At 71.3% G+C, this 15,305-nt stretch carries 11 protein-coding genes; 3 read left to right on the forward strand and 8 right to left on the reverse strand.

Annotated features, from left to right (window positions below):
• Positions 1 to 75: 75 nt before the first annotated feature.
• The 5 genes from ACFUO4_RS05330 to ACFUO4_RS05350 form a co-directional block, all read right to left on the reverse strand.
• The gene (locus ACFUO4_RS05330) at positions 76 to 1,581 is read right to left on the reverse strand and encodes an SDR family NAD(P)-dependent oxidoreductase (protein WP_079310737.1); all 1,506 of its coding nucleotides are present in this window, start codon (positions 1,579 to 1,581) and stop codon (positions 76 to 78) included.
• A 103-nt stretch (positions 1,582 to 1,684) separates the two neighbouring features.
• On the reverse strand, positions 1,685 to 3,004 hold the full coding sequence (locus tag ACFUO4_RS05335) for a wax ester/triacylglycerol synthase family O-acyltransferase (RefSeq protein WP_383480117.1): 1,320 nt from the start codon (positions 3,002 to 3,004) through the stop codon (positions 1,685 to 1,687).
• A 148-nt stretch (positions 3,005 to 3,152) separates the two neighbouring features.
• Positions 3,153 to 4,373 (reverse strand): glucose-1-phosphate adenylyltransferase, encoded by a 1,221-nt coding sequence (gene glgC, locus ACFUO4_RS05340; RefSeq protein WP_079310736.1) that lies wholly within the window; start codon positions 4,371 to 4,373, stop codon positions 3,153 to 3,155.
• Positions 4,374 to 4,426: 53 nt separating this feature from the next.
• Positions 4,427 to 5,578 (reverse strand): glycogen synthase, encoded by a 1,152-nt coding sequence (glgA, locus tag ACFUO4_RS05345; RefSeq protein ID WP_383480119.1) that lies wholly within the window; start codon positions 5,576 to 5,578, stop codon positions 4,427 to 4,429.
• A 40-nt stretch (positions 5,579 to 5,618) separates the two neighbouring features.
• The gene (locus tag ACFUO4_RS05350) at positions 5,619 to 6,374 is read right to left on the reverse strand and encodes a (2Fe-2S)-binding protein (protein ID WP_383480121.1); all 756 of its coding nucleotides are present in this window, start codon (positions 6,372 to 6,374) and stop codon (positions 5,619 to 5,621) included.
• 210 nt (positions 6,375 to 6,584) lie between these two features.
• On the opposite strand from ACFUO4_RS05350, the gene ACFUO4_RS05355 reads away from it, so the two are divergent.
• The gene (locus ACFUO4_RS05355; RefSeq protein ID WP_383480123.1) at positions 6,585 to 7,781 is read left to right on the forward strand and encodes a DMT family transporter; all 1,197 of its coding nucleotides are present in this window, start codon (positions 6,585 to 6,587) and stop codon (positions 7,779 to 7,781) included.
• A gap of 30 nt (positions 7,782 to 7,811) precedes the next feature.
• On the opposite strand, the gene ACFUO4_RS05360 is transcribed toward ACFUO4_RS05355, so the two are convergent.
• Positions 7,812 to 8,927 (reverse strand): transglycosylase family protein, encoded by a 1,116-nt coding sequence (locus tag ACFUO4_RS05360; RefSeq protein ID WP_383480125.1) that lies wholly within the window; start codon positions 8,925 to 8,927, stop codon positions 7,812 to 7,814.
• A 281-nt stretch (positions 8,928 to 9,208) separates the two neighbouring features.
• Between ACFUO4_RS05360 and gndA the strand changes: the two genes are divergently transcribed.
• Positions 9,209 to 10,648, forward strand: a complete 1,440-nt coding sequence (gene gndA / locus ACFUO4_RS05365) for an NADP-dependent phosphogluconate dehydrogenase (protein WP_383480127.1) — start codon at positions 9,209 to 9,211, stop codon at positions 10,646 to 10,648.
• A gap of 424 nt (positions 10,649 to 11,072) precedes the next feature.
• On the opposite strand, the gene ACFUO4_RS05370 is transcribed toward gndA, so the two are convergent.
• Both ACFUO4_RS05370 and panD read right to left on the reverse strand, forming a co-directional pair.
• Positions 11,073 to 11,420 (reverse strand): GNAT family N-acetyltransferase, encoded by a 348-nt coding sequence (locus ACFUO4_RS05370; RefSeq protein ID WP_097271422.1) that lies wholly within the window; start codon positions 11,418 to 11,420, stop codon positions 11,073 to 11,075.
• A gap of 31 nt (positions 11,421 to 11,451) precedes the next feature.
• Positions 11,452 to 11,871, reverse strand: a complete 420-nt coding sequence (panD, locus tag ACFUO4_RS05375) for an aspartate 1-decarboxylase (protein WP_383480129.1) — start codon at positions 11,869 to 11,871, stop codon at positions 11,452 to 11,454.
• A 191-nt stretch (positions 11,872 to 12,062) separates the two neighbouring features.
• Here panD and icmF point away from each other — a divergent pair, with 191 nt between their 5' ends.
• Positions 12,063 to 15,290, forward strand: a complete 3,228-nt coding sequence (gene icmF / locus ACFUO4_RS05380; RefSeq protein WP_383480131.1) for a fused isobutyryl-CoA mutase/GTPase IcmF — start codon at positions 12,063 to 12,065, stop codon at positions 15,288 to 15,290.
• Positions 15,291 to 15,305 lie beyond the last annotated feature (15 nt).

The raw sequence follows: 15,305 nt of genomic DNA on the forward strand, positions 1-15,305 counted from the left end.
ACTCACTCCTGGCGCGGTAGTCACCAGGGTCCGGGTTCCCATTCGGGCGCCGCGTGACACGTCACGGCCGGCGCGTCACCACTTCCCGGGCGCGTAGTCCTTGAGGAAGACGCCGTAGAGGTCCTCGCCCTGTTCGCCGCGCACGATCGGATCGTAGACCCGGGCCGCGCCGTCCACCAGGTCGAGCGGGGCGTGGAAGCCCTCCTCGGCGAGGCGCAGCTTGTCGAAGTGGGGGCGCTCGTCGGTGATCCAGCCGGTGTCGACGGACGTCATCAGGATGCCGTCGGTCTGGAACATCTCCTGGCCGCTGGTCCGCGTGACCATGTTCATGGCGGCCTTGGCGGCGTTGGTGTTGGGGTGGCCCGCGCCCTTGTAGCCGCGGCCGAAGACGCCCTCCATCGCGGAGACATTCACGACGTAGGCCCGGCCGCTCGCCGCCTTCTTCGCGGCCTCGGCCATGCTCGGGCGCAGCTTGCTGATCAGGATGAACGGCGCCGTGTAGTTGCACAGCTGGGTCTCGAGCAGTTCCACCGGGGAGATCTGCTCGATGGTCTGCACCCAGGTGTTGGTGTCGACGACGTCGGGGACGAGGCCGCCCGCGTCGATGGCGGTGCCGTCGAGGTGCTTGGCGACGCTGGCGTTGCCCGCGACGAGCGCGAGGTCGGCGACCTGCTGGGCGTCGATGCCGGAGATCCCGGCGGGCAGCGAGGCCAGGCCGTCGACGGCGCCGGAGCCGAAGGCGCCGATGACGTGGTGGGCGGGCAGCTCACCGGCGGGCAGCGGGGCGCTCTCGCCCTCGACCAGGGCGGCGTACGCCGAGGGCAGGCGCCGTACGGTCTGGGTCGCGTTGTTGACCAGGATGTCGAGCGGACCGGCCTCGGCGACCTGGTCGGCGAGGGCGACGGCCTGGGCCGGGTCGCGCAGGTCGATGCCGACGACCTCCAGGCGGTGCATCCAGTCCCCGGAGTCGTCCATGGCCTTGAAGCGGCGGATGGCGTCCTTGGGGAAGCGCGTGGTGATCGTGGTGTGGGCGCCGTCGCGCAGCAGCCTGAGCGCGATGTACATGCCGATCTTGGCGCGGCCGCCGGTGAGCAGGGCGCGCTTGCCGGTGAGGTCGGCGCGGACGTCGCGCTTGGCGCGGTTCAGCGCGGCGCAGTCCGGGCAGAGCTGGTGGTAGAAGTAGTCGACTTCCACGTACCGGGTCTTGCAGGTGTAGCAGGAGCGGGGGCGCTGGAGTATCCCGGCGATCTTGCCGGCCTCGGTGACGGACGACGGCAGGATGCCCTCGGTCTCGTCGTCGATGCGCTGGGCGGAGCCGGTCGCGGTGGCCTCGGTGACCGCCTTGTCGTGGGCGGTCTTGGCGGCCCGGCGCTCCTGGCGGCGGCGCTGCTTGACGGTGCGGTAGATCCCGGCGGTGGCCCGGCGCACGGCGATCGCGTCCGGGTGGTCGACCTCCAGCTTGTCGAGCTCGTCGAGCACGCTGAGGCAGACGGCCAGCCGCTCGGGGTCGATCCCGGGGCCGTACACGACCTCGTCCACGGCCTCGTCCGTGATCGCCGAGCCGTCCTCTGTCACCGTCATCGCGCTGCCGTTCCCTGCTGCCCCGTGCGGCGCTCCGACCGCGTCCGCTTTCGAACGGGGAATTCTACGGAGCGCCGGGCCGGTCCTCCAAAAATCGGGAGGGTCAAGCCTCGCAGGCGGTGATGAGCGTCTCCACCTCCGCGGTGAGCGCCCGGGCCAGGACGTCCAGATCCGGCACCGCCTCCGCGTCGGCGACCAGGCCGTAGTGGACCTGGCCGCGGTACGTCGAGACGGCGATCGCCAGGGACTGGCCGCGGGCCAGCGGGGCGAACGGGAAGACCTGGGTGACCGGGTTGCCGCCGAGCTTCAGGCCGAGGCTGGGCAGCGGCACGCTGGTGACGAGGATGTCGAACCAGAGCCGGGCGGCCTGGCTGACCAGAGGCCCGCCGAGCCGGTGGCCGAGCGCGGGGACGTGGTCGGCGAGGAGCGCGACGGCACCGGCGCCCCGGTTGGGTCCGGCGTCCTTCTTGCGGTCCATGGCGGTGCGCACGGTGTCCAGGCGGGCCAGCGGGTCGGGGTCGTCGACCGGGAGCCGTACGAGGTAGCCGGAGAGGCGGTTGCCCTGTGGGTGGGCGGTGCGCGGGCGGCGCTTGGAGACGGGGATGAGGGCGCGGGGCGCGACGCCGTCGCTGCCGTCGCCCCGCTCGTCGAGCCAGCGCCGCAGGGCCCCCGCGACGACGGCGATGAGGACGTCGTTGACGGTGCCGCCCCGTATCTTGCGGACGCGGTGCACGTCGTCGAGGTCGATGACCACCCCAGCCGTACGGCGGGTGCCGCTCGGCTCGGCGGTGAGGGCCGCCGAGGAGCGCACGCCGACCGTGGAGAGCGCGACGGACGCTCCGATGTCGAGAGCCCGGCCGACGTCGGAGACGGCTCCGCGGACCAGCCCGGGCAGCTTGCGCACGTCCGGGAAGAAGCCCTTCGACGGCTGCTCGGGGCGCGGCGTGCGGGCCGGCATGTCCATCGGGTCCAGGATCGCCGCGGCCAGCGTCAGGGCGCGCAGACCGTCGGCCAGGGCGTGGTGGAACTTGAAGAGCACGGCGAAGGAGGCACCGTCCTCCCCCGGCAGGACATGCGCCTCCCACGGCGGCCGGCCGCGTTCCAGCGGGCGTTCCATGAGCCGGCCGGCGTCGGTGTGGAAGTCGGCGGTGGGCGCGTGCAGCCGGACGTGGTCCAGGGGGTCGAAGTCGGGGGCGGGTTCGCGCGTCGCCCCTCCGAAGGCCAGCGGCTGCCAGACGTCCCGGATGCGCATCCGCAGGCCGGGCACCGCGGCGGCCCGGGCCGCGAGCAGGTCGGCCGCGTGGGCGCCCGCGGTGGGCGAGTGCGCCGAGAAGACGCCGAGGGCACCCAGGTGCATGGGGTGCTCGGCGGACTCGATGTTCCAGAACGCCAGGTCGAGAGGGGCGAGCAGATCTGAAGTCAATGGCTTGCCTCGCGTCGACGACGGGTGAACAAGCAGTCAACCGCCCCCGGGCGATTACGGTCAAGTACGATCAAGCTACGCACAGTTAACAGCAGATTAAGTCCGGCCCTCCGCGCCCCAGGGTTCACTGGCGCATCGGAGGCGGAGCTCAGGACACCTGCTGGCCCTTCCCGAGTGCGATCACCCCGCCCTTGGAGACCGTGTAGAGCTCGGCGTCGCGCTCAGGATTCACCCCGATCGTGGCACCCGGTGGCACCTCCACGTTCTTGTCGAGGACCGCGCCCCGCACCACCGCACCCCGCCCGATCTTGACGTTGTCGTGCAGCACCGACCCCTGCACGACCGCCCCCGGGTCGACCACCACCCCGGGCGACAGCACCGACCGGGTGACCTGCCCCCGGATCAGGCAGCCCGCGCTGATGATGGACTCGCTGGCGATGCCGCCGGCGTTGAAGCGGGCCGGGGACAGCTGGCCGGAGTGGGTGTAGATGGGCCACTGCCGGTTGTAGAGGTTGAAGGCGGGACGCTCGGCGATGAGGTCCATGTGGGCGTCGTAGTACGCGTCCAGGGTGCCGACGTCCCGCCAGTAGCCGCGGTCCCGGTTGGTCTCGCCGGGGACGTGGTTGGCGCTGAAGTCGTACAGCTGGGCCTCGCCGCGCTCGGTGAGCTGGGGCAGGATCGAGCCGCCCATGTCGTGCACCGAGCGCTCGTCCTCGGCGTCCCGCTGGAGAGCCTCTATCAGGGCCTTGGTGGTGAAGATGTAGTTGCCCATGGAGGCGAAGACGCACTCCGGGTCGTCGGCGAGACCGGGCGGGTCGGCGGGCTTCTCCAGGAAGCGGTCCACCGTGAGCCCGTCCGAGCCGGGGGTGATCACCCCGAACTGCGACGACTCCGAGCGCGGGACGCGGATCCCGGCCACCGTCACGCCCGCCCCGCCCTCGATGTGCTGGGCGAGCATCTGGCGCGGGTCCATGCGGTACACGTGGTCGGCGCCGAACACCGCGACGTACTCGGGCCGTTCGTCGTAGATCAGGTTGAGGGACTGCAGGATCGCGTCCGCGCTGCCCAGGTACCAGCGGGGTCCGAGCCGCTGCTGGGCCGGGACGGGGGTGACGTAGTTGCCGAGCAGGCTGGACATCCGCCAGGTCGTGGTGATGTGCCGGTCGAGCGAGTGCGACTTGTACTGCGTCAGCACGCAGATGCGCAGGATGTCTCCGTTGACGAGGTTGGACAGGACGAAGTCCACCAGGCGATACGTTCCGCCGAAGGTGACCGCGGGTTTCGCGCGGTCACCGGTCAGGGGCATCAGGCGCTTGCCCTCTCCGCCCGCCAGTACGATCCCGAGCACCGAAGGTCCACCACGACGCATGGTCGCTCCCCTCACCCTGGTTGTGACCCATGCCTGCCCCTGCCCGGGGCGCACTACGCCTGTTTGAGGATCTCCTCGTAGAGCCGCACCGTCCGCCGGGCGACCGCGTCCCAGCCGAACTCCCCCACCGCGCGCTCCCGTCCGGCCTCGCCCATCCGCCGGGCGCCCTCCGGATCACCGAGGACCGAGTCCAGCGCGCGGGCGAGGGCTGGCTCGAAGTCGTCGTCCACCGGCACGAGCAGCCCGGTCTTGCCGTCGTCGACGACCTCCGGGATGCCGCCCACGCGCGAGGCCACCACGGGGGTCCCGCACGCCATGGCTTCGAGGTTGACGATGCCGAGCGGTTCGTACACCGAGGGGCAGACGAACACCGCCGCGTGGGTGAGGAGTTGGATCACGTCGGGGCGGGGCAGCATCTGCGGGATCCAGTGCACGCCCTCACGGACCCGGCTCAACTCCTCGTACAGCTGCCGGAATTCACGGTCGATCTCCGGGGTGTCCGGCGCTCCGGCACACAGCACGACCTGGGCGGCGGGGTCGATGTCCCGTACCGCGCGCAGCAGATGGGGCACGCCCTTCTGGCGGGTGATGCGGCCGACGAAGAGCACGAAGGGCCGGTCGGGATCGAGACCGATGCGGGTGAGGGCATCGGTGCCGTGGTCGGGGCGGTAGAGGGTGGTGTCGATGCCGTTGTGCACGATGTGCACCCGGGCCGGGTCGAGGGCCGGGTAGCAGGCGAGGATGTCCTCGCGCATGGCGCCGGAGACCGCGATCACCGCGTCGGCGGACTCGATCGCGGTGCGCTCGGCCCAGCTCGACAGGGCGTATCCGCCGCCGAGCTGCTCGGCCTTCCAGGGGCGCAGCGGCTCCAGGGAGTGGGCGGTCATCACGTGCGGGATGCCGTACAGGAGCTTGCCGAGATGGCCGGCGAGGTTGGCGTACCAGGTGTGGGAGTGCACGAGTTCGCGGCCTTCGAGGCCCGCGGTCATCGCGAGGTCCACGGAGAAGGTGCGCAGCGCATCGTTGGCGGTGTCGAGCACGGACCAGGGGCGGTGGCGCACCACGCCCACGCCGCGGCCCTCTCCCCAGCAGTGCACCTCGACGTCGGCCAGGGCGGCCAACTCCCGGGCGAGGAACTCGACATGGACGCCCGCGCCGCCGTACACGTCCGGCGGGTACTCCCGGGTCAGCAGGCCCACTCGCACCCGGAACCCCCTGTTCTCAGCGGCTGGTTGCCCTTCATGGTCACCCAGATGCGGCGCGCGGGGAAGAGCGCGGGGGTCGTGTGAAGCAACAGTCGCCGCAGACGCCTCCGCCGGGGACGCGGTAGTAGAGGCAGCAGCTGCGGCGCCGGAAGGCGGTGCCGGTCAGGGTGCCGGTGCCGGCGAGGAGGGGGTGGGCGAGGAGTTCCGTGGTCAGGGCGCGGGTGCGGGCGGCCACGTCGGTACGGCCGTGCGCGCGGGCCCAGCCCGACAGCTGGCGGGCGGCTCCGGCGAGCGCGGAGGCGGCGTTGCCGCGCAGCAGGCCGGGGGCGAGGCGGTGGCGGGCCCGCAGCGCCGCCGCCAGCGGCTCCAGGTGCCCTTCCATCACGACCGCCGCGAGGGTCCCCGCGTCGCCGGGCAGCGCGTGCACCTCGGTGAGCCACAGGTCGTCGGGGGCGCTGCCCTCGGCGTCCCAGCGCAGCAGCCGGGCGTCGAGGTCGGGGACGTGGCCGTAGAGCACGGCGCAGCCGAGGGCCGCGGACCACAGGCGGGCGGCGAGGCCCTGCTGGGCGATCGAGGCGGCGATCCGCATCTCCGGCGCCTGAAGGGAATCGGCCACCTTGCGGATACGAAAAGTCACGGATTCTCCGTAAACGTCCGACTTTTCGATGTCGTACGCCCGTGCGAGCGTCGGCAGCGTTGAACGCGGCGGCGCACCCGTGCGTAGTAGGAAGAAGCCGCCGAGCGGGCGGAGCGCGGCGAGATCGGCGTCGAGGTCCACGAGGAGCAGTAGTACCAAGGCCCTTAGGGGGCGGCATCAGGGGGGCGCGGGGCAGTGTCACCCACCCTGGGGAGGACTGACCCTCCGTAGTACTCCATCGGCAGTAGGACCCATTGCGTGCTCAGGTACGACGACGGGAATGGCATTCCACGGCATCGTGTTGCACATGGAAGCCGACCGTTCGCCGCGCCGGGGCCGAAAGCCCCGCTTCACGCAGAGGAGCTGCTGATGAGCGCCCTCGCGTTGTCCGTCGTCCTGTCGCTCGTCTCCGCCGTGGCCTACGCGGGCGGGGCGATCGTCCAGGAGCAGGTCGCGGTGTCCTCCCCCGAGCAGCAGTTCGCGCCGCTGCGCCGGCCCAGCTGGTGGGCGGCGGTCGCGCTGAACGGCCTCGGCGGACTGCTGCACGTGGTGGCGCTGGCGTTCGGCCCCCTCAGCCTGGTCCAGCCGCTCGGCGCCCTGACCATCGTCTTCGCCCTGCCCATGGCCGCGCTGTTCGTCGGCCGCAGGGCCGGGGCGACCGCGTGGCGCGGCGCGATCATGGCGACTGTCGGTCTCGCCGGTCTGCTGTCCCTGGTCGGCGCATCCGACGCGCAGTCCCTGGACACCGCCCAGCGGGTGGCCGTCGCGACGGTCACCGGCATCACGGTCGTCGCCCTGATGATCGCGGGCCGGGCCGCCCACCGGCACCCGGCGGTGCGCAGCATCCTGCTCGCCACCGCCTCCGGTATCGCGTTCGGCATGTCCTCGGTGTTCACCAAGACCGTCGCGGTCGACTGGACCGGCGGCGTCTCGGTGGCCGACGTGCCCTCCCTTGCCGTGATCGCGGTCCTGGCCACGGCCGGCATGCTGCTCTCCCAGGCCTCCTACCGGGGCGCCGGCCTCGCGGCTCCGCTGGCCACGCTGACCGTCGTGAACCCGGTGGTCGCGGCCGTCGTCGGCATCACGATGTTCGGCGAGACCTTCCGCTACGGCACCACGGGCACCGCTCTCGCCCTGAGCTGCGGTGTGGTGGCGGCGGGCGGCCTGATCCTGCTGACGTCGGAGCGGATCGCCCGCACCGAGTCGGTACCGCAGGAGCCGGTGCGGCTGCCGGCCCAGGCCGGGGACCCGCAGGCGGACGAGCTGCGGGTGCAGGTGCCCGCCTCGGCCGCGGAGCTGCTCGCGTCCCTGCCCGGTCAGCCCGGTCAGACCCGCGAAGAGGTCCTGGTGTCGGCGGCCGGGTCGGCGGTACGGGAGGACGTCCTCGTCGCGACCGCCGAGGCGGCCCTGGAGGACGTCGACGTCCTCGTACCGGCGCCGCAGCCGGACGACGCCGACGCCCTGGACACCGAGGAGCGCCCGATCTTCTACGTCGGCCCGCTCTACGGCGCCTCCTACATCCCCATGCCGGTCCTCGACCGGCACCGCATGAGGGTCAAATCCTGAGGGGCGGGGTCCTGATCCCGAGTCCCGGGATCAGACCCTGACCCCTCCGGCCCGGAGATAGGCGACCGGGTCGACATCGGTACCGAAGCCGGGCCCCGTCCGCACCTCGAAGTGCAGATGCGGGCCCGTGCTGTTGCCCGTGGAGCCGGAGCGCCCGATGCGCTGTCCGGCGCTCACGCTCTGCCCTGCCTTCACCGAGATCGCGGAGAGATGGGCGTACTGGGTGTAGCGGCCGTCGGAGTGCCGGATCACCACCTGGTACCCGAACGACCCGGCCCACCCGGAGGCGACCACCCGTCCGGCGGCGACGGCCTTCACGGACGTGCCCGTGGGGACGGCGAAGTCCACGCCGGTGTGATAGCCCTTCGACCAGGCGGAACCGGCCTTGTGGTACGGGGTGCCGGTGGGGGCGTCGACCGGGGCGACGAGCCGGTGGCCGGTCTCCTCGGTGTCCTTCGCCTTCTTCTTCTCGGTGGCCGGGCTGGTGGACGTCTGCGTCGTGACCGTGGCCGCCTTGCCGCGCAGGCTGAGCCGCTGCCCCGGCAGGATGAGGTCCGGATCGGCGCCTATGGTCTTCCGGTTGGCGGCGTACAGCCCGCGCCAGCCGCCCTTGACGTCCTCCCGGCCGGCGATGCCGGAGAGGGTGTCGCCGTGGACCACGGTGTACATCTCGGCGGAACCGGCCCTGGACTGCGGCGTGGTCTGCGGCTGCACGTCCGGGACGGCGGCCTTGGTGCCCCCGGCCGGATGGATGTCGGGGGTGTCCCCGCCCCGGGTGAGCCCGGCCCGCACCGAACACACCGGCCAGGCGCCCGACCCCTGTCCGTCCAGGACCTTCTCCGCGACGGCGATCTGCTGGTCCTTGGTGGCGAGATCGGCGCGCGGGGCGTACCGGGTGCCGCCGTAGGCCTCCCAGGTGGACTGGGTGAACTGCAGCCCGCCGTAGTAGCCGTTGCCGGTGTTGATGCTCCAGTTGTTGCTCGACTCGCAGGCGGCGACCTTGTTCCAGGTGTCCACGTCGGCGGCCTGCGCGGTGCCGGCGCCGATGAGCGGGATCGCCATTCCGGCGCCGCCCGCCGTCACAGTGAGCGAGGCGCGGTTGATCCTGTTCGGCTGATACCGGCGGTGCCGGCCGCGTACGGCCATGGAGCTCCCCCTACGACGTACGTCAGAAGGGCCAAAAGTAAGCGCCCCGAACAGGCCATGACAAGACAGCAATCGGCCGCCTCTTGCCGAATACCGTTCCCGCAAAGGGACGTTGGCGGCTCTACGACGGCTGCACTCCGCGCCGTCCGGGAAACTGCGCAGCTGAACAGGACAGGGCCCGCGATCCGTATCTGCGTAGGCTGCTAACCAGCACGACCGGCACCACCGGCATAACCGATACACGACCTACGCGATCCACTGGATCTTTGGGAGCAGACGGTATGAGCACTACAGCGCAGATCGGCGTCACGGGCCTCGCGGTCATGGGCAGTAACCTCGCCCGCAACTTCGCCCGCAACGGCTATACGGTCGCGGTGCACAACCGGACGGCGTCCCGTACGCACGCCCTCGTCGAGGAGCACGGCAGCGAGGGCGACTTCATCGCCGCCGAGACCGCCAAGGAGTTCGTCGCCGCCCTGGAGCGGCCGCGCAGGCTGGTCATCATGGTCAAGGCCGGTGATCCGACCGACGCGGTGATCCAGGAGTTCGCCCCGCTCCTGGAGCCCGGCGACATGATCATCGACGGTGGCAACGCGCACTTCGCCGACACCCGGCGCCGCGAGCGCGAACTCCGTGAGAAGGGCATCCACTTCGTCGGCACCGGCATCTCCGGCGGCGAGGAGGGCGCGCTCAACGGGCCCAGCATCATGCCCGGCGGCTCGAAGGAGTCGTACGACTCGCTCGGCCCGATGCTCGAGAAGATCTCCGCGAAGGCGAAGGACGGCGCGCCCTGCGTCACGCACGTCGGTGCCGACGGCGCCGGGCACTTCGTGAAGATGGTGCACAACGGCATCGAGTACGCCGACATGCAGCTCATCGGTGAGGCGTACCAGCTGCTGCGCGATGTCGCCGGCTACTCGCCCGCGCAGATCGCGGAGATCTTCCGGACCTGGAACACCGGCCGCCTCGACTCCTACCTGATCGAGATCACCGCCGAGGTGCTGTCCCACGTGGACGCGGCCACCGGCAAGCCCTTCGTGGACGTGGTGGTGGACCAGGCCGAGCAGAAGGGCACCGGCCGCTGGACCGTGCAGATCGCCCTCGACCTGGGCGTGCCGGTGTCCGGCATCGCCGAGGCGGTCTTCGCCCGCTCCCTCTCCGGGCACGCGGCGCTGCGCGAGGCGTCCCGCGGCCTCGCCGGGCCCTCGGCCACGCCGCTGAGCGAGGCGGAGGCGGGCGCGTTCGCCGACCGGGTCGAGCAGGCGCTGTACGCCTCGAAGATCGTGTCGTACACGCAGGGCTTCCACGAGATCGCGGCCGCGCGCGAGGAGTACGACTGGGACATCGACCTCGGTGCCGTCTCCGCGATCTGGCGCGGCGGGTGCATCATCCGGGCCGCGTTCCTGGACCGTATCCGCGCCGCGTACGACGCCCGGGCCGATCTGCCGAGCCTGCTGTCCGACGAGACGTTCGCCCGGGAGATCGCCGACGCGCAGGACGACTGGCGCGAGGTGATCGTGGCGGCCACGCGCCAGGGAGTGCCGACGCCGGGCTTCTCGGCTGCGCTCGCGTACTACGACGCGCTGCGCGCGGAGCGGTTGCCCGCGGCGCTCACGCAGGGCCAGCGGGACTTCTTCGGGGCGCACACGTATCGGAGGGTGGACCGGGACGGTTCGTTCCACACGCTGTGGGGCGGGGACCGGTCGGAGGTCGACGCCTGAGGAAGAGGCCGACTTGGTTGGCGGTGCGTCTGCAGGGGCGTGGGGGTTGGTCGCGCAGTTCCCCGCGCCCCTGCGGCGTTCAGCTGCCCGCTGTCATCAAGTGCACGTCCCTCAGCTCAACGGTGGGCCGGGTTCCGGGTTGGGGACCGGTTCCGGGCCCGGTGGGATCGGTGAGGGGTTCGGGGGCTGCGGAGGCTCCGGCGTCGGGCCCGGGCCCGGTGGTGGGGTCGGGTTCGGGGGCTGCGGGGGCTCCGGAGGGGGACCCGGGGTCGGGGTGGGGCCCGGGGTCGGGTCCGGGTGGACCGGGTCCGGGTAGGGGGTCGGGGGGTTCGTCATCGTGTCCTCCAGCCAGGGGGAACGTCGGCTCTGGACTTCTCCCCCGCCTACCCGGTCCGTGGCGGGCCAGTCACTCGTACGGGGGGGATCAGAATCCCTCCGGGTGGGCCTTCAGCCACTCCTTCGCCGCGCGCAGCAGCTCGGGGTCGGCGGCCGGGGCCTCGTCGGGGTGGCGGGCGGCCCACTTGACGACGTACGGGCACAGGGGTGCCACGGGCACGCCCTCGCGCGCGGCGATGGTGTAGAGCTCGCGGGCCAGGGAGCCCGCGATGCCCTTCCCCTCGTGGGCCGGTTCCACGATCGTGTGGACGGGGACCAGGGCGCGCGCCGGTGCCTCGAGGACGAAGTACTGGATGTGGCCCACGACTTCGCCGCCGCCGATCGCCTCCAGGCGGCCGGCCGGCCGGTCGTCGCGGATCTCGATGTCGTCGCTCATGGGCACGCTCCTGGTGTCGGCCGTGTGTGCCTCAGGCCGGTACGGCCTGCGGGCTGCGCTCCTGGTCCGAGCCCGGCACCGGCTCCGACGGGTCCGCGCCCAGGGCCACGATGCGGTTGTCGTGGTCCACGTGCACGACCCGGGGTTTCAGTGCCCGCGCCTCGGCGTCGGTCACCTGAGCGTAACTGATGATGATCACCAGATCGCCGGGATGGACGAGATGGGCGGCGGCCCCGTTGATGCCGATCACCCCGGAGCCGCGCTCGCCCTCGATGACGTACGTCTCGAGGCGGGCACCGTTGGTGATGTCGACGATGTGGACGAGCTCGCCGGGCAGCAGGTCGGCGGCGTCGAGCAGGTCCGCGTCGATGGTCACCGATCCCACGTAGTGCAGGTCGGCCTGGGTGACGGTGGCGCGGTGGATCTTGGATTTGAACATGGTTCGGAACACGGAAACTCCCGATTCGTCTGCTCCCTGCCCGCTTTGTGCAGGTCAAGGGCGTCTCCGGGAGCGTACAACCATTCGCATGTCCGGTCAGCCGTTGCCCCTCGACGTGTGACGGCAGCCACTTCCACTGATTTACTAGGACGTCCTAGTATCTTCTGTGTCCCGCACCACCACGCCCTGCCGGGAAGGCCCCCATGAGCGCTCTGCATCGACCCGTGCACCCCGTCCGCCTGGTCACCGCCTCGGCTCTGTTCGACGGGCACGACGCCTCGATCAACATCATGCGGCGCATCTTCCAGTCCCAGGGCGCCGAGGTGATCCACCTCGGACACAACCGGTCGGTGCGGGAGATCGTGGACGCGGCGCTGGAGGAGGACGCACACGGCGTGGCGGTCTCCTCCTACCAGGGCGGGCACGTCGAGTACTTCGAGTACCTGGTCGAGTCGCTGCGCTCCCGGGGAGCGGGGCACATCCGGGTGGTGGGCGGCGGAGGCGGCGTCATCGTGCCCGACGAGATCGCCCGGCTGCGCGGGAGCGGGGTGACCATCTTCTCCCCGGAGGACGGACAGCGGCTGGGCCTCGCCGGCATGGTCAACTCGGTGGTGCGGGACTGCGACTTCGACCTCTGGGACGACGGGCCGGCCGATCCGGCCGCCGTGCTCGCCGGTGACCGGTTCGCGATCGCCCGCGCCATCACCGGCGCCGAACTCGGCAAGCTGCCCACGGGATTCCTGGAGCGGCTGCGTTCCGCCGCGGCCCGGGTGGTACCGGTGCTCGGCATCACCGGCACCGGCGGCTCGGGCAAGTCCTCGCTGACCGACGAACTGGTGCGCCGGTTCCGCGTCGACCAGCAGGAGAAGCTGCGGATCGCGGTGATCGCGGTCGACCCGACGCGCCGCCGCGGCGGTGGTGCCCTGCTCGGCGACCGGATCCGGATGAACTCTCTGGACGGCGACCGGGTGTTCTTCCGGAGTCTGGCCACCCGCGGCAGCCACGAGCTGCCCGAGCACCTGTCCGAGGTGATCGACGTCGTGAAGGCCGCCGGGTTCGACCTGGTGATCGTCGAGACGCCGGGCATCGGTCAGGGCGACGCGGCGATCGTGCCGTTCGTCGACACCTCGCTGTACGTGATGACGCCGGAGTTCGGCGCCGCCTCGCAGCTGGAGAAGATCGACATGCTCGACTTCGCCGACGTGGTGGCGATCAACAAGTTCGAGCGGCGCGGCGCCAAGGACGCGCTGCGCGACGTGGGCCGCCAACTGGTCCGCAACCGCGAGGCGTTCGGCATGCGGCCCGAGGACATGCCGGTGTACGGCACGTCGGCGGCGACCTTCAACGACGACGGGGTGACCGCGCTCTACCAGCATCTGCGGACCGCCCTGGCCGAGAAGGGGCTGCCGCTTTCCGAGGGCGCGCTGGCACCGGTCGACGTGCGCCACTCCTCGGGCATCCGGCAGGTGGTCCCCGCGGACCGGGTGCGCTACCTCGCCGAGATCACCGACACCGTCCGCGCGTACCACGCGGAGACCGCGCGGCTCGCCGAGGCGGCCCGGCGGGTGCAGCGCCTGGCGGCGGTCAAGGACGAGCTCGTCGCGGCGGGCTCCGACGCCGGGAACGTCCAGGCGCTGCTCGACGACGCCCACAGGCGGCTCCCGCTCGACGTCCGGGAACAGATCGACGGGTGGCCCGCCGTCGTCGCCTCGTACTCCGGCGACGAGCAGGTCGTGACGATCCGCGACAAGGAGATCCGCACCAAGCTCACCCGCGAGTCCCTGTCCGGCAACAAGATCCCCCGCGTCGCCCTGCCCCGCTTCACCGACCACGGTGAACTGGTGCGCTTCTGGCGCGCCGAGAACCTGCCCGGCCGTTTCCCCTTCACGGCCGGGGTGTTCCCCTTCAAGCGCGACGGCGAGGACCCGGCCCGGATGTTCGCCGGCGAGGGCGACCCGTTCCGCACCAACCGCCGCTTCAGGATGCTCTCCGAGGGCCAGCCGGCCACCCGGCTGTCCACCGCCTTCGACTCCGTCACCCTCTACGGCCGCGACCCCGACGAACGCCCCGACATCTACGGCAAGGTCGGCACCTCCGGTGTCTCGGTGGCCACCTTGGAGGACATGAAGGCGCTCTACGACGGTTTCGACCTCGTCGCGCCGACGACCTCGGTCTCCATGACCATCAACGGGCCCGCGCCGACCCTCCTGGCGTTCTTCCTGCACACCGCGATCGACCAGCAGATCGAGAAGTTCCGCACCACGGAGGGCCGGGACCCCTCGCCCGAGGAGGCGGCCGGACTGCGCGCCCACGCGCTCGCCACCGTGCGCGGCACGGTGCAGGCCGACATCCTCAAGGAGGACCAGGGCCAGAACACCTGCCTGTTCTCCACCGAGTTCTCCTTGCGCATGATGGCGGACATCCAGGAGTGGTTCATCGCCCACCAGGTCCGCAACTTCTACTCGGTGTCCATCTCCGGCTACCACATCGCCGAGGCCGGCGCGAACCCCATCAGCCAGCTCGCCTTCACCCTGGCCAACGGCTTCACCTACGTCGAGGCCTACCTCGCCCGGGGCATGCACATCGACGACTTCGCCCCCAACCTGTCGTTCTTCTTCTCCAACGGCATGGATCCCGAGTACTCGGTGCTCGGCCGGGTCGCCCGCCGGATCTGGGCGGTGGCGATGAAGGAGAAGTACGGCGCGAACGACCGCTCCCAGAAGCTGAAGTACCACGTCCAGACCTCGGGCCGGTCCCTGCACGCCCAGGAGATGGACTTCAACGACATCCGCACCACGCTCCAGGCGCTCATCGCGATCTACGACAACTGCAACAGCCTGCACACCAACGCCTACGACGAGGCGGTCACCACCCCCACCGAGGACTCCGTGCGCCGCGCCTTGGCCATCCAGCTCATCATCAACCGCGAGTGGGGCCTGGCGATGAACGAGAACCCCCTGCAGGGCTCGTTCGTCATCGACGAGCTCACCGATCTGGTGGAGGAGGCGGTCCTGCAGGAGTTCGAGCGGATCAGCGAACGCGGTGGTGTGCTCGGCGCCATGGAGACCGGCTACCAGCGCGGCCGCATCCAGGACGAGTCGATGCTCTACGAGCAGCGCAAGCACGACGGCACCCTGCCCCTGATCGGCGTCAACACCTTCCGCAGCCCGCACGCCGACACCGCCGAGCCCGCCGTCGTCGAACTCGCCCGCGCCACCGAGGAGGAGAAGCAGTCCCAGCTGGAGCGGGTCCGGGACTTCCAGACCCGCCATCAGGAGCCCGCCCACGCCGCCCTGGCCGCCCTCAAGGAGGCGGCGGTGAGCGGGGACAACGTCTTCGCCGTCCTCATGGACGCCGCCCGCGTCTGCTCGCTTCAGCAGATCACCGAGGCGTTCTTCGAGGTCGGCGGCCAGTACCGCCGCAACGTCTGACCAGGGACGGGACAA

Origin of the sequence: Streptomyces sp. NPDC057280 (genome assembly GCF_042668605.1) — a bacterium.
Lineage (GTDB): Bacteria > Actinomycetota > Actinomycetes > Streptomycetales > Streptomycetaceae > Streptomyces.

Coding starts and splice junctions, on each gene's coding strand:
- ACFUO4_RS05370 (WP_097271422.1), bottom strand. CDS start 11,420: ATGAGCGACGACATCGAGATCCGCGACGACCGGCCGGCCGGCCGCCTG.
- glgC (WP_079310736.1), bottom strand. CDS start 4,373: ATGCGTCGTGGTGGACCTTCGGTGCTCGGGATCGTACTGGCGGGCGGA.
- gndA (WP_383480127.1), top strand. CDS start 9,209: ATGAGCACTACAGCGCAGATCGGCGTCACGGGCCTCGCGGTCATGGGC.
- ACFUO4_RS05330 (WP_079310737.1), bottom strand. CDS start 1,581: ATGACGGTGACAGAGGACGGCTCGGCGATCACGGACGAGGCCGTGGAC.
- icmF (WP_383480131.1), top strand. CDS start 12,063: ATGAGCGCTCTGCATCGACCCGTGCACCCCGTCCGCCTGGTCACCGCC.
- ACFUO4_RS05355 (WP_383480123.1), top strand. CDS start 6,585: ATGAGCGCCCTCGCGTTGTCCGTCGTCCTGTCGCTCGTCTCCGCCGTG.
- ACFUO4_RS05360 (WP_383480125.1), bottom strand. CDS start 8,927: ATGGCCGTACGCGGCCGGCACCGCCGGTATCAGCCGAACAGGATCAAC.